The sequence below is a fragment of the Serratia sp. ID 25-353 genome, assembly GCF_054792795.1.
In genome coordinates this window covers 1955597-1968656 of sequence record NZ_CM139236.1, presented here as the reverse complement: position 1 = coordinate 1968656, position 13060 = coordinate 1955597, and the positions used below count along the sequence as shown (strand labels likewise).

Below are 13060 nucleotides of genomic sequence, written 5' to 3'. Positions count from 1 at the left end.
ATTAAGGATAGGTGACGACAGTTGAAGCGGGGCGGAAAAATTCAGCCCGCGCGGGGGCGCGGGGATGCTGCGCAACGGGGTAAGATCACATCGTGTTGTTATTGCGTTTTCGCAGATCAAGGGCTGAAACCATTCAACTGATAGACGTTGCGCATTATAAAGGCTAAGCGGCGGGAAACAAAATAAAAAACCGCGGCGGTGCGGCGGATATAGCAAAACGGGGCTAAATGTGGCGCAAATGCAACGCGTTGTGGGTTGCTTGTTGCGCAAATAACCTTTTTGTACCTATGGGTTAGCGTGTTTGGGGGATTTCCAGCAGCACGCCGGCGCTCAGGCAGAAGCAACCGCTGGCGACGTTGGCCGGCAATATCAGGCTCTCGCCGGCCCGTACCACCCGGGTGTCGCCGCCGAGGGTAAACTCGAATTCACCGGAGATCACCCGGGTTTGCAATGCGTGTGGGAGTTTTTGCAGTTGGCCGAAGTCGCCGGTCTCGAAACGCACTTCCGCCGCCGGTGAACCGTCGCTCATCACGCCTTCACGGCGGGCAGGGCCATTGCCGAGCGGTAAAAAGGCGGTTTTGGCGGTAAAGCTGGTCATGTGGCGTTCCTGATGGTTGGTGGCGGTAGCACGGCGCGAACGGCATCATAATCGGGCGGTCGGCAGAGACGATACAACGGGAAGTATAACGCGACAAGGTGAGGTGAATCAGCAATATGGTGCGTCCGAGTGGACTCGAACCACCGACCCCCACCATGTCAAGGTGGTGCTCTAACCAACTGAGCTACGGACGCACTGGGCTGCTTCTGAAATTTGGTGCGTCCGAGTGGACTCGAACCACCGACCCCCACCATGTCAAGGTGGTGCTCTAACCAACTGAGCTACGGACGCACTGTACTGCTTCAGGAATTTGGTGCGTCCGAGTGGACTCGAACCACCGACCCCCACCATGTCAAGGTGGTGCTCTAACCAACTGAGCTACGGACGCATCTTTTCCTGTCTGTCATGGCTGACAGCGGGGACGAATATTAACGAGCTACCCGCGTGCTGGCAAGGGGAAAAGCGCAATTTTATTCGGTATTTCACGCGATTGCTGAGGTTGTGCGCAGTCCGGCGTTTTTTTCCGCAAACCGCGGCCCGGCCGGGGAGGAAACCGGCCGGGCGTGGGCTCAGCGCGTGGATCGCTGCAGGATGACGGCGGTCGGCTGTTTCTGCAGCCAACGCATGCGCAGCGCCATCATGATGGCGGCGAAGGTCAGGCCGATGATAAAGCCGATCCAGAAACCGCTCGGCCCCATCGCCGGCACCACCACGTCGGTTAACGCCAGCAGATAGCCGCTCGGCAGGCCCAACACCCAATAAGCGATAAAGGTGATGAAGAAGATCGCGCGGGTATCTTTATAACCACGCAGCACGCCGCTGCCGATCACCTGGACCGAATCCGAAATCTGGTACAGCGCCGCCAACAGCATCAGCTGCGAGGCCATCGCCACCACTGCCGGGCTGTCGTTGTACAGCAGGGCGATCGGTTCGCGCAAGGTGGCGGTAAACAGCGCGGTGCAGACGGCCATGGTGACGCCGACGCCGATGGCGGAGTAGGCGGCGACGCGCGCGCCTTCGACCGAACCTTCCCCCAGACGGTAACCGACGCGGATGGTGGCGCCGACGCCCAGCGACAGCGGCAGCACGAACATCAGCGCGCTGAAGTTAAGCGCGATCTGGTGGCCGGCGACCGCAACGATCCCGAGCGGCGAAACCAGCAGCGCCACCACGGCGAACAGGGTGACTTCGAAGAACAGCGCCAGCGCCACCGGCATGCCGATGCCGATCAGGCGCTTCAGCGCCGCCCAGTCCGGGCCGCCGAGATCGCCTGCCTGGCGTTTGATGTCGCGCTGCGAGGGCGCACGCTTCACGTACCAGCGCATCATCAGGAACATGATCCAGTAGACGCTGCCGGTGGCGACGCCGCAGCCGACGCCGCCCAGCTCCGGCATGCCGAACTTGCCGTAGATGAAGATGTAGTTGATCGGAATATTCACCAGCAGGCCGAGGAAGCCGATCACCATGCCGGGCTTGGTTTTGGACAGCCCCTCGCACTGGTTGCGCATCACCTGGAAGAACAGGTAACCCGGCGCGCCCCACATGATGGCGTGCAGATAGCCGACGGCTTTATCTGCCAGCTGCGTATCGATGTTGTGCATCATATCGATGACGAACTTGCAGTTATACAACACCACGATCAGCAGCACGGACACGCCGGAAGCCAGCCAAAAACCCTGACGCACCTGATGACCGATGCGATCGCGTCGCCCGGCGCCGTTAAGCTGAGCGATAACCGGGGTCAGCGCCAGCAGCAGGCCGTGGCCGAACAGGATGGCTGGCAGCCAGATGGAGGTGCCGACCGCAACCGCCGCCATGTCGGTGGCGCTATAGGCGCCGGCCATGATGGTATCCACCACGCCCATGGCGGTTTGCGATATTTGCGCGATGATGACCGGGATAGCGAGAGCCAATAAACTACGCGCTTCAATTAAGTACTTCTGCACGCATACACCTTTTCTATTTATATATGTGGGAGGGAGGGCTGTCGCGAGAGGACAACAATTAAAATAGCGGAATTTTGTCAAAAAGATTGTACCTGCTCGGCGTCGTTAAGCAAACGCCGCAGATAAATAGTTATTAAATGCGCAGGCCCGCGTTTTTTGCCTACGCGGATTTGGTTTTCAGCGCCAACTGGGGCAAACTGCCGGGAGCGTTTTAACCTATTTAGCAAGAAGAGGCACATATGTTCACCGGTATCGTACAAGGCACCGCGCCGCTGGTCGCCATTGATGAGAAACCCAATTTCCGCACCCACGTGATCGAGATGCCTGCCGAGCTGTTGCCGGGGCTGGAGCTGGGCGCGTCGGTGGCCCATAACGGCTGCTGCCTGACCGTGACCGCGGTGGAAGGCAACCGTGTCAGCTTCGATTTGATCAAGGAAACGTTGCGCCTGACCAACCTCGGCGACCTGGCGCTCGGCGACATCGTCAATATCGAGCGCGCGGCAAAGTTCAATGACGAAATTGGCGGCCATTTGATGTCCGGCCATATTATCTGCACGGCGGAAGTGGCCAAGATTTATACCTCGGAAAATAATCGCCAGGTCTGGCTGCGCATGCCGAATGCGGAATTGATGAAATATGTGCTGCACAAAGGTTTCATCGGCATCGACGGCATTAGCCTGACCATCGGCGAAGTGGTGAATAACCGTTTCTGCGTGCACCTGATCCCGGAAACGCTGGATCGCACCACGCTGGGTCAGAAACGCCTGGGTGATAAGGTGAACATCGAAATCGATCCGCAAACGCAGGCGGTGGTGGACACCGTCGAGCGCGTGCTGGCCAACCGGGAAGCGACGCTGGCGGCGACGCTGGCGGCGGCGATGGCGCCGGCGCATAAAGACTGACAGCGATTCTGGCGTTGCCGCCGGTATCGAATCATAAGCAGAGAGGAGAAACGCGTGAAGTTTTATGGGAAAACGTTGTTGTTAACCGCGTTGCTGGCGCTGAGCGCCTGCAGCAGCTCACCTGAGCAGGGCGCCGGCGCGCAAATGGCCGATGCGGACGATACCTGCGGTGCTTCGCAGTATCAAAACTTCGTCGGTAAGCCGATGACCTCGCTGGAAGGCGTGCGGATCGACGCCAAGGTGCGCGCTATTCCGTACAACTCTGCCGTCACCATGGATTTCAACCTGCGCCGTCTGAACTTCCTTGGCGATAGCAACGATAAAATCATTCGCGTTTATTGCGGTTAACCCGCAGGGTCCGAAAGAGCAAAAAAAAGCCCCGACGATGATGTTGCCGGGGCTTTTTTATCGGGAAAGCATTCAACGGGCGACGCGGATGCCGCCTTCAACGCCTTTCGGGCTGAACACCACCTGCCACAGCTGCAGATCGCGCGCCCGGAACGCGCCGGCGCAGGCATTCAGGTAGTAGCTGAACATCCGCTCGAAGCGTTCGGAATAGCGCGGGGCAAGCTGCGGCCACGCCTGCTTGAAGCGTTCGAACCAGGCCATCAGCGTGCGATCGTAGTCGGCACCGATGTTGTGCCAGTCTTCCATCACGAAATGGCCTTCGCTGGCTTCGGCGATATGGCTCACTGAAGGCAGACAGCCGTTCGGGAAAATGTACTTGTTGATCCACGGATCGACGTTCATGTCGGTTTTGTTGGAGCCGATAGTGTGCAGCAGGAACAGGCCGTGCGGCGCCAGATTGCGCTCTACCACGTTGAAATAGGTGCGGTAGTTTTTCGGCCCGACGTGCTCGAACATGCCGACCGAGACGATGCGATCGAACTGCTGATGCAGATCGCGGTAATCCTGCAGCAGGATCTGCACATCCAGCCCGGCGCAGCGCGCCTGAGCCAGCTTCTGCTGTTCGGCAGAAATGGTTACGCCGACCACTGACACGCCGTAATGCTTCGCCGCATAGGCGGAAAGACCGCCCCAGCCGCAGCCGATGTCCAGCAGGCGCATACCTGGCTGCAGCTGCAGTTTTTCGCAGATCATCCGCAGCTTCGCTTCCTGCGCTTCCTCCAGCGTGGTGGCGTCTTTCCAGTAGCCGCAGGAATATTGCATGTAAGGATCGAGCATCAGGGTAAACAGATCGTTGCCGAGATCGTAATGTTCTTTGCCGACGATCCAGGCGCGCTTTTTCGATTGCAGGTTGGTCAGGCGCGCGGCGGCGATACGCAGGGTATCTTTCAGGTGGTGGGGGAGTTTCTTCTCCAGCCCGGCGCTGACCACGCGCTGGAAGAACATATCCAGCCGTTCGCACTCCCACCAACCGTCCATGTAGCTTTCGCCCAGGCCCAGCGACCCTTGCTGCAGGACGCGTTTAAAGAAATCGGGGTTTTTAACCTGAATATCGAAAGGGCGCGATCCGTTGATTTCAATGCCGGCCAGACCGAGCATTTCGTGCGCGATACGGTACCACTGATTGTCCTGGATGCTCAGATCTTCTATACACGATGAACTCATAGCTTCTCCATCACCTTCTTCTGACTGATGACCCGTTAGGAAACAGCTTAGACAATTTCTGCGGGTGCATACGTTTACCGGCGGAAAATAGGCCCGCGGCGTCTGATATCCGACTATGAACAGAGGAAATTTAAAGAAACGACCCGGCGCGAACGGCGCGGGATAAACGCATCCTTAAAAAAAGAGTGTGACGCAAAGCGCGTACACAAGTGCTAATTGAGATATAGAGATTATAAGGTGTTACTTTACAAGGTTGTTTTTGAGTATAGGCGTGCCGAGGCGTTGACTCAACTGTAAATCGCACTCGGCACACATATTCTTTAAGTGATTATTAAACTTGGTAATTATGACGCTGAGTTAGCATGTTCCCGCTGCGCTTTTTGCTGCGCGTCAGCCGCTTTTCCCCGCTGCAGGAAATACCCCAGCGCGGCCAGGATCACCGTCGATACCATTACCGTCACCGTCGCCAACAGCGGCTGGGCAATGAACGCCGACACCAGCATGCTCGCCACAAAGCACAGCCCCAGCTGCAGCGTATTTTGCAGCGCGGCGGCCTTGCCACTGCTTTCCGGGAACGGCATCAGCGCATTCGCCACCATGATCGGGTAGCCGGCGCCGTTGACCAGCGCCATCACGCAGAACGGGATCAGCAGCGTGGTGAGCGTCGGTGCGGTCAGGGTCGCCACCAGATACAGCGCCACCATGCTGACACCATAAGCTACCAGCAGCCACGGCAGCAGGGTTTTGCCATTGATGCGCTTGAGCGCGGCACGGCAGCCATAGCCCCCCAGCAGGAAAGCCAGCGTCTGCGGCACATAGCTCAGACCGATGTCGCTCGGGCCATAGCCCATATCACCGAGGATGAACGGCGAGCCGGTCAGCCAGGCGAAGAAGCCTGCCGAGCAGGCGGCATACATGGCGACGTTGCCGCTGAACACCGGGGATTTCAACAGTCGCCAGAAGCTGACGCCGTTTTTTGGCGCCTCGGCGGTGGGCTGCGTTTTGGCGCGCTCTTTGAGCATCAGCGTCGGTAGCAGCAGCAGTACGGTGATGGCCAGCAGCACGGCGAAGATCGCGCGCCAGCTGGCGTGGTTCAACAGCCAGGCGCCCAGCAGCGGCGCCAGCGCCGGCGACAGCGCGACCAGCGGCATGATGGTGGCGAATACGCGGTTGGCCTGGCCTTCGCGATAGCGGTCGACCACCAGCGCTTGCCAGATGGCGGCGGCGGAACAGACGCCGACGGCCTGAATAAAGCGCAGGATCCAGAGCTGCACGGCGTTCTCTACCCACAGCATGCCCAGGCAGCCGAGGGCGAACAGCGTCAGGCCGATCAATAATACCGGTTTGCGGCCCAGGCGGTCGGAGAGCGGCCCCCACAGCAGCTGCGCGAAGGCGAAGCCGGCCAGGAAGATGCTCAGGCTGGCGCTCACCGCGCCGGCGGAAATTTGCAGTTCCTCCCGCATGGCGCCGAAGGCGGGGAGGTACATATCGGTCGCCAGATAACCCAGCATGCTCAGGCCGGCGAGGTAGAACATAAAGCCAAAGGAATTTCGCATGGTATTTCTCGTTAATATTTTAGTGTCGCAGGTTTTTAGCGCCGGCCAGTGTATCCGGCTGGATCTCTGCTTGTGAAACGGTAATATTTGCAAAGTGCTGTTAAAAAAATTGAAGGCAAAGCGATGTGGTCTGAATATTCTCTTGAAGTGGTCGACGCAGTGGCGCGTACCGGCAGTTTCAGCGCGGCGGCGCAGGAGCTGCACCGGGTGCCGTCGGCGGTGAGCTATACCGTACGGCAGCTGGAGCAATGGCTGGCGGTGCCGCTGTTTGAGCGGCGTCACCGCGACGTGGAGTTGACGCCGGCCGGCGCGTTGTTTATCAAGGATGCGCGAGTTGTTATCAAAAAAATGCTCGACACTCGCCGCCACTGTCAGCAGGTGGCTAACGGGTGGCGCGGCCAGCTGAATATCGCGGTCGACATCATCGTCAAACCGCAGCGCAGCCGCCAACTGGTGCTGGATTTCTACCGTCATTTCCCCGACGTCGAATTGATGCTGCAACCCGAGGTGTTCAACGGCGTGTGGGATGCCTTGGTGGACGGCAGAGCGGACATGGCGATCGGCGCCACCCGTGCGGTGCCGGTCGGCGGCGGCTTCGCCTTTCGCGACATGGGTTATATGAACTGGCTGTGCGTGGCCAGCCCGCAACATCCGCTGGCGCAGTTGACGGGGCCGCTGAATGACGATCAGCTGCGGCCATACCCTTCGCTTTGCCTGGAGGACACCTCGCGCAATCTGCCCAAGCGCGTCACCTGGACGCTGGATAACCAGCGACGGCTGGTGGTGCCGGACTGGACTTCGGCGCTCGACTGTTTGTGCGCCGGGCTGTGCGTCGGCATGATGCCGGCACATCGGGCGCTGCCGCGGGTGCAGCGCGGTGAGCTGACGGCGTTGCAGTTGCAGCAGCCGTTTCCCGCCAGCCCTTGCTGCCTGACCTGGCAGCAGGATAAACCGTCACCGGCGATGAGCTGGCTGCTGGCGTATCTTGGCGATGGGGAAACGCTGAATCAGGAATGGCTGAGCGAGGTGGAACCGGAAGCCGCGCAGGCTTCCGGCGCGAGGGATTAGCGGCGGTAGTCGATGAACGGGCCGTCGGCGACCGAGCGGCGTTCGATCAGCTTCGGATGCACTTCGATCACCTGCGACTCTTCGCGCTTGCTGATAATGCGATCCAGCAGCATGGTGAAGGCCATTTCGCCCAGGCGTTCTTTAGGCTGGTGAATGGTGGTCAGCGCCGGGGTGAAGTAGCGGGCGTTGCGCACGTTGTCATAGCCGATCACGGAAATATCCTGTGGCACCCGCAGCCCCAGCTCGTCGGCCGCGCAGATGGCGCCCATCGCCATGATGTCGCCGCCGCAGAATACCGCGGTCGGCCGCTGTTTTTGCGACAGGATTTGGTGCATCGCCTTGTAGCCGGACTCCGGCTCGAAGTCACCCTGGACGATCCACTCTTCGCGAATGTCGATATGCGCTTCCTGCAGCGCCTTCATAAAGCCCTGATGACGGCCGCCGCCGGTGTTGCGCGACAGCTGGCCCGGAATGGCGCCGATATCGCGGTGGCCGCGCTCGATCAGATAACGGCCGGCCAGATAGCCGCCTTCGAACGCGTTATCGATGATGGTATCGGTGAAGTCGCCGCGCGCGGCGCCCCAGTCCATCACCACCATCGGGATATTACGGTAGTCTTCCAGCATGCCCAGCAGCTGATCGGGGTACTCGGAGCACATGACCAGCAGGCCGTCGACGCGCTTTTGCGCCAGCATCGCCAGGTAGGCGCGCTGCTTGTCCAGATTGTTGTGCGAGTTGCACAGGATCAGGGTGTAGCCCTTGCTGTAGCAGCTGTTTTCCACCGCCTCGATCACTTCGGCAAAGTAGGGCGCTTCGCTCGAGGTGGCCAGCAGGCCGATCGACTTGGTGTGATTGACTTTCAGGCTGCGCGCCACGGCGCTCGGCGAGTAGTGCAGCTCTTTGATGGCGGCCCACACGGCCGCTTTGGTCTCTTCGGCGACGAAACGAGTCTTATTGATGACGTGCGAAACGGTGGTGGTGGAAACGCCCGCGCGTTTGGCCACATCTTTAATCGTTGCCATGTAAGGAATGACTCCTGAACTCACATGTTTACAGCATGTAAGTGTGATGTTAATCGTTTGCCTACGTAGATCCTTCTCCAGAGAAGCGAAAACTGAGTTTTTAGTGTGTTGAAGTCTTCAGCGCTTAGTCAGGAGGGGCATGGATGCCGGTACGCAGTTGTGAACTGCGAATTTTGTCGCATATTGAACAAAAGTGGAAGAGGTAATCGAGATTATAAACCGGGAAATGATAACAAGATTTTATCGGCGAACTGTGGGAAAATGATTTGACGTACTAATTGTGCGCCTTTTATCCTTAGGAAAGCCCATTTTAAAGGAGTTGTCATGGATACCGAATTGAAGATGTCGCTGTTTACCACCGTCTGCGCGTTGGCGGTCATTATCGCTTTCAGCTTCGTTGCCGCGTTGAACTGATTTACCCCCGGTTATAAAAAAGGCGCAGCCTGGCTGCGCCTCATCACCTCAGAACCTGCGCTTACGCCAGGTTTTCCGCGGCGAAGGTCCAGTTGACCAACGCCCAGAAGTTTTCCAGGTATTTTGGACGCGCATTGCGGTAATCGATGTAATACGCGTGTTCCCACACGTCAACGGTCAGCAGCGGTTTGTCTTCACCGGTCAGCGGGGTGGCCGCGTTGGAGGTGTTGACGATCGCCAGCGCGCCGTCCGGTTTTTTCACCAGCCAGGTCCAGCCGGCGCCGAAGTTTTTCACTGCGGCATCGGTGAACTGCTCTTTGAACGCAGCGAAGGAGCCGAAGGATTTGACGATCGCCGCCGCCAGTTCGCCCTGCGGTTCACCGCCGCCCTGTGGCGACAGGCAGTGCCAGTAGAAGGTGTGGTTCCACACCTGCGCGGCGTTGTTGAAGACGCCGCCGTCAGAGGTCTTGATGATCTCTTCGAGCGATTTGCCCTCGAATTCGCTGCCTTTCACCAGGTTGTTCAGGTTAACCACGTAGGTGTTGTGGTGTTTGCCGTAGTGGTATTCCAGGGTCTCGGCGGAGATGTGCGGCTCGAGCGCGTTTTTCTCATACGGTAATGCAGGTAATTCAAACGACATTGCTTCCTCCTTTACAGCGCCATTCGCTTCCCGCCGGGGCGAGAGTCATATGGGCCGTTTTTTATTGTGGTCTTTCAATCTTAACAATTTTCATCATAAAAAACAGGAAGAAAAGCGAGAAATGCGCGTGGGGTGGTGCGATGGGCGAGAGCTTGAACAGGCGGTTGCGACCCAGGCCGCAACCGCGCAGAGCAGGGCATTAACGAATGGTTTTCGGCGTCACTACGCGGCGTGCGCCGATGTAGTGGTTCTGCCAATAGTCATTGTCGAGCTGGCTGATGCGGATCTCTTCGCCGGTGCGCGGCGACTGGATGAATTTGCCGTTGCCCAGGTAGACGCCAACATGGTCCGCCACGCCGCGGTTGTTGATGCGGAAGAACACCAGATCGCCGCTTTCCAGTTCGCTTTTCTTGATCGGCGCCGCGTCGCGCAGGTGATACATTTCGTTGGCGGTGCGCGGCATTTTGATTTTCACCACGTCTTTATAGGCGTAATAGATAAGGCCGCTGCAGTCGAAACCGGTGCGCGGCGAACTGCCGCCCCAGCGATAAGGCTTGCCCATCTGATCCATCAGCTTGGCCATCGCGGTCTGCTTGGCATGCTGGTAGCGTTTTTTGTGCGCCGGGCTGAGTTTTAACGGCTTTTCATCACGCGCCAGTTTGGCGGTGGCCATACCGGCTTCGCGATGGCGACCATAGCCTTTTTTATAGCCCTTTTTCGGCGGGGTGACTTTAATCTTGGCGGTTTTCTGTGCTTTGGCCTTGGGTTTGGCGCTGACGATCTTTTTCGCGCTTTTCTCGCTTTTCGCCTTGGCGGTCTTGGTTTTTTTCGCAGGGGCCGTCACTTTGGCTTTTTTAGCGGCTTTGTCCGCTTTCTTTTTTCTGCGGTCATCGGGCCGCGCTTCATTAGCATGGCTTTTACGCTGCTCGGCGGCAACACGCGCCTGTGGCGCAGCGTGCGCCAAATTGAAGAAGAGCTGCGTAAACAGCAGCGCAAAGAGCGTAAGAATTAAACGCATGTCGACGTCACCAACCTTGGCCCCGAAGCGGATATCGAAAGAGTTACAGTATTCCCGAATTTCGCCATATAAAACAGCGAAGAACTCATAAATAATAATCCATATTGTGAGAAAACGTTAATGACATTTTTTTTGGTTCAAAATCAGTCCGTTGGTGTATAAAAAAGCACCGCTGGGTGGCTGTGGATATAATTAATCCCCGTCGTCATCGCCAAGCAATATATTAGTGAAATGGTCGGATTAAAAATGTTATTCTCAACGTATGTTTTGACCGGAATGACGTGGCCGGTGAAACGCGATCGGTAGCGGGCGAATATCCTTGCAAAAGATGGCGTTTTCTTGCGACTGTTCCAGCCGCTACAATAGCCCGCGTGATGCATGTTGTAGCCATGAAATGTGGCTTGAGGAAGCAATAAATGACGACGACACTTGAAAAAATTCAGCACCAGATCGCTGAAAACCCGATTCTGCTGTACATGAAAGGTTCGCCAAAGCTGCCGAGCTGCGGCTTCTCCGCACAGGCTGTGCAAGCGCTGTCCGCCTGCGGCGAACGTTTCGCCTACGTGGACATTCTGCAAAACCCGGACATTCGCGCCGAGCTGCCAAAATACGCCAACTGGCCGACGTTCCCGCAGCTGTGGGTAGACGGTGAGCTGGTCGGCGGTTGCGATATCATCATCGAGATGTATCAGCGCGGCGAACTGCAGCAGCTGATCAAAGAAACGGCAGAAAAGTATAAAGCGCAGGAAGACCAGCAGTCTTAATCGACAGGCTTGCGGTTATCGCGTAACGGGCGGCGCCAGTGCAAACTGGGCCGCCTTTTTTGTTGGTTTACTCGGCGAGATCGGCGACGGGCAGCGGCCAGCCGCCGAGACGTTTCCAGCGGTTAACCAGCTCGCAAAACAGCAGGGCGGTTTGCTCGGTGTCGTACAGCGCAGAGTGCGCCTGGCTGCTGTCGAACGGCATGCCGGCGGCGATACAGGCTTTCGCCAACACCGTTTGGCCCAGCACCAGGCCGCTCAGCGCGGCGGTGTCGAAGGTGGCGAACGGATGGAACGGGTTGCGCTTCAGGCCGGCGCGTTCGGCTGCGGCCATCAGGAAGCTGTGATCGAAGTTGGCGTTGTGCGCCACGATAATGGCCCGGTTGCAACCGCGATCCTTGAGCCCTTTGCGCACCGCTTTGAAAATGGCGTGCAGCGCGTCATATTCGCTGACCGCGCCGCGCAGCGGATTGTGCGGATCGATGCCGTTAAACGCCAGCGCTTCCGGCTGCAGGTTGGCGCCCTCGAAAGGCTCCACGTGGAAGTGCAGGGTCTCGTCCCGCTGCAGCCAGCCATCTTCATCCATTTTCAGCGTGACGGCGGCGATCTCCAGCAACGCATCGGTATTGGCGTTGAAGCCGGCGGTTTCAACATCTATTACTACGGGATAAAACCCACGAAAACGACCACTCAGGGCGTTAAGATCACTTTTTTCGGCCATCAGTTTCTTATCTTCATCGAATGCAGCGCGCATTATGGCAAATTTTGCGCCCGGTTGCAGGCGCTATCGCGCGGAGAATCAGCAGGGCGCAGCGCGCCCTGAAGGGGAGGCTTAGTGGCCGAGGCCCTGACCGGCGTGTTTGTTTTCGATCAGCTCGATTTTGTAGCCGTCCGGATCTTCGACGAAGGCGATGACCGTGGTGCCGCCTTTCACCGGGCCGGCTTCGCGGGTGACCTTGCCGCCTGCGCGGCGGATGCTGTCGCAGGTGGCGGCAACGTCGTCCACGCCCAGCGCCAGGTGGCCAAAGGCGGTGCCCATGTCGTAGCTGTCGGTGCCCCAGTTATAGGTCAGTTCGATAACCGCGCCTTCGCTCTCTTCCGTATAGCCGACGAAAGCCAGCGAGTATTTGTACTCTGGGTTTTCGCTGGTGCGCAGCAGGCGCATGCCTAATACCTTGGTGTAGAAGTCGATGGCGCGTTGCAGGTCACCGACGCGGATCATGGTATGGAGTAAGCGCATAATTCCTCTGAATTGACTGTGCCGTGGCAGACGGCGGGTGGATTGAAGCACAAGCGAGTATAGCCTTGTCCCGCAAGGGAATTCAACGTGACGAGTGTGTGACAATGTCACTTGCCGAAATCGCGACGGTGGTGTCTAAATATTGATCGAGCGTACCGATCGATACAGAGTAATTGATCTGCACAATCAATTATCTATTCCAGCGGCAATCGTGTAAAAATCGAACGGCAATAGAGACCAACACCAGGGAACCCCGGCCCGCCTTGTGCGGGCCTTTTTGTGCGCGGCGCATAAAAAAACGGCCAGGCAGTCGCATGGCCGTT

The 13060-nt window shown here is 57.9% G+C and carries 14 protein-coding genes and 3 tRNA genes; 5 read left to right on the top strand and 12 right to left on the bottom strand.

The features are described 5' to 3' along the window. Positions 1–292 precede the first annotated feature (292 nt). The 5 genes from ACYF6X_RS09385 to ACYF6X_RS09365 form a co-directional block, all read right to left on the bottom strand. Positions 293–598 carry a cupin domain-containing protein gene (locus ACYF6X_RS09385; RefSeq protein ID WP_063989709.1) on the bottom strand — a complete coding sequence of 102 codons (306 nt, stop codon included), beginning with the start codon at positions 596–598 and terminating at the stop codon, positions 293–295. A 117-nt stretch (positions 599–715) separates the two neighbouring features. Further along, positions 716–792 (bottom strand) — tRNA-Val (locus ACYF6X_RS09380). Between the two features lie 20 nt (positions 793–812). Then, positions 813–889: transfer RNA gene (locus ACYF6X_RS09375), tRNA-Val, on the bottom strand. Positions 890–909: 20 nt separating this feature from the next. Beyond that, positions 910–986, bottom strand: a tRNA-Val gene (locus tag ACYF6X_RS09370). A gap of 181 nt (positions 987–1167) precedes the next feature. Further along, positions 1168–2544 carry an MATE family efflux transporter gene (locus tag ACYF6X_RS09365; RefSeq protein ID WP_130017986.1) on the bottom strand — a complete coding sequence of 459 codons (1377 nt, stop codon included), beginning with the start codon at positions 2542–2544 and terminating at the stop codon, positions 1168–1170. A gap of 239 nt (positions 2545–2783) precedes the next feature. Between ACYF6X_RS09365 and ACYF6X_RS09360 the strand changes: the two genes are divergently transcribed. Both ACYF6X_RS09360 and ACYF6X_RS09355 read left to right on the top strand, forming a co-directional pair. After that, positions 2784–3446, top strand: a complete 663-nt coding sequence (locus tag ACYF6X_RS09360; RefSeq protein ID WP_130017987.1) for a riboflavin synthase subunit alpha — start codon at positions 2784–2786, stop codon at positions 3444–3446. A 54-nt stretch (positions 3447–3500) separates the two neighbouring features. Then, complete coding sequence (locus ACYF6X_RS09355) at positions 3501–3794, top strand: I78 family peptidase inhibitor (RefSeq protein ID WP_038874785.1); 294 nt, start codon at positions 3501–3503, stop codon at positions 3792–3794. Between the two features lie 72 nt (positions 3795–3866). Here the strand turns inward: ACYF6X_RS09355 and cfa are convergent, their stop codons facing one another. After that, the gene (gene cfa, locus ACYF6X_RS09350; RefSeq protein WP_038874787.1) at positions 3867–5018 is read right to left on the bottom strand and encodes a cyclopropane fatty acyl phospholipid synthase; all 1152 of its coding nucleotides are present in this window, start codon (positions 5016–5018) and stop codon (positions 3867–3869) included. A gap of 344 nt (positions 5019–5362) precedes the next feature. Then, on the bottom strand, positions 5363–6574 hold the full coding sequence (gene punC, locus ACYF6X_RS09345; RefSeq protein WP_107226869.1) for a purine nucleoside transporter PunC: 1212 nt from the start codon (positions 6572–6574) through the stop codon (positions 5363–5365). A gap of 123 nt (positions 6575–6697) precedes the next feature. Between punC and punR the strand changes: the two genes are divergently transcribed. After that, complete coding sequence (gene punR, locus ACYF6X_RS09340) at positions 6698–7642, top strand: DNA-binding transcriptional activator PunR (RefSeq protein WP_063989713.1); 945 nt, start codon at positions 6698–6700, stop codon at positions 7640–7642. Here punR and purR read toward each other — a convergent pair. Then, positions 7639–8664, bottom strand: coding sequence for an HTH-type transcriptional repressor PurR (gene purR / locus ACYF6X_RS09335; protein ID WP_033638375.1), 1026 nt, complete (start codon positions 8662–8664; stop codon positions 7639–7641). The genes punR and purR overlap by 4 nt on opposite strands. 324 nt (positions 8665–8988) lie before the next feature. On the opposite strand from purR, the gene cydH reads away from it, so the two are divergent. Next, positions 8989–9078 (top strand): cytochrome bd-I oxidase subunit CydH, encoded by a 90-nt coding sequence (gene cydH, locus ACYF6X_RS09330; RefSeq protein WP_019455989.1) that lies wholly within the window; start codon positions 8989–8991, stop codon positions 9076–9078. A gap of 61 nt (positions 9079–9139) precedes the next feature. On the opposite strand, the gene sodB is transcribed toward cydH, so the two are convergent. Both sodB and ACYF6X_RS09320 read right to left on the bottom strand, forming a co-directional pair. After that, a complete protein-coding gene (gene sodB, locus ACYF6X_RS09325) occupies positions 9140–9718 on the bottom strand; it encodes a superoxide dismutase [Fe] (RefSeq protein ID WP_063989714.1) in 579 nt (192 codons plus the stop codon). Between the two features lie 199 nt (positions 9719–9917). Beyond that, complete coding sequence (locus ACYF6X_RS09320; RefSeq protein WP_130017988.1) at positions 9918–10736, bottom strand: C40 family peptidase; 819 nt, start codon at positions 10734–10736, stop codon at positions 9918–9920. Between the two features lie 416 nt (positions 10737–11152). Here ACYF6X_RS09320 and ACYF6X_RS09315 point away from each other — a divergent pair, with 416 nt between their 5' ends. After that, the gene (locus ACYF6X_RS09315) at positions 11153–11500 is read left to right on the top strand and encodes a Grx4 family monothiol glutaredoxin (RefSeq protein ID WP_004931329.1); all 348 of its coding nucleotides are present in this window, start codon (positions 11153–11155) and stop codon (positions 11498–11500) included. 67 nt (positions 11501–11567) lie between these two features. Here ACYF6X_RS09315 and rnt read toward each other — a convergent pair whose 3' ends face one another. Continuing rightward, positions 11568–12251, bottom strand: a complete 684-nt coding sequence (gene rnt / locus ACYF6X_RS09310; protein WP_063989715.1) for a ribonuclease T — start codon at positions 12249–12251, stop codon at positions 11568–11570. A gap of 78 nt (positions 12252–12329) precedes the next feature. Further along, entirely contained in the window at positions 12330–12737 is a 408-nt protein-coding gene (gloA, locus tag ACYF6X_RS09305) for a lactoylglutathione lyase (RefSeq protein ID WP_004931325.1), read from the bottom strand. Positions 12738–13060: the final 323 nt, after the last annotated feature.

Bases quoted from the DNA above. Each gene is read 5' to 3' on its own strand.
- ACYF6X_RS09385 (WP_063989709.1), bottom strand. From the start codon at position 598: ATGACCAGCTTTACCGCCAAAACCGCCTTTTTACCGCTCGGCAATGGC.
- ACYF6X_RS09360 (WP_130017987.1), top strand. From the start codon at position 2,784: ATGTTCACCGGTATCGTACAAGGCACCGCGCCGCTGGTCGCCATTGAT.
- cfa (WP_038874787.1), bottom strand. From the start codon at position 5,018: ATGAGTTCATCGTGTATAGAAGATCTGAGCATCCAGGACAATCAGTGG.
- punC (WP_107226869.1), bottom strand. From the start codon at position 6,574: ATGCGAAATTCCTTTGGCTTTATGTTCTACCTCGCCGGCCTGAGCATG.
- punR (WP_063989713.1), top strand. From the start codon at position 6,698: ATGTGGTCTGAATATTCTCTTGAAGTGGTCGACGCAGTGGCGCGTACC.
- purR (WP_033638375.1), bottom strand. From the start codon at position 8,664: ATGGCAACGATTAAAGATGTGGCCAAACGCGCGGGCGTTTCCACCACC.
- cydH (WP_019455989.1), top strand. From the start codon at position 8,989: ATGGATACCGAATTGAAGATGTCGCTGTTTACCACCGTCTGCGCGTTG.
- sodB (WP_063989714.1), bottom strand. From the start codon at position 9,718: ATGTCGTTTGAATTACCTGCATTACCGTATGAGAAAAACGCGCTCGAG.
- ACYF6X_RS09320 (WP_130017988.1), bottom strand. From the start codon at position 10,736: ATGCGTTTAATTCTTACGCTCTTTGCGCTGCTGTTTACGCAGCTCTTC.
- ACYF6X_RS09315 (WP_004931329.1), top strand. From the start codon at position 11,153: ATGACGACGACACTTGAAAAAATTCAGCACCAGATCGCTGAAAACCCG.
- rnt (WP_063989715.1), bottom strand. From the start codon at position 12,251: ATGCGCGCTGCATTCGATGAAGATAAGAAACTGATGGCCGAAAAAAGT.
- gloA (WP_004931325.1), bottom strand. From the start codon at position 12,737: ATGCGCTTACTCCATACCATGATCCGCGTCGGTGACCTGCAACGCGCC.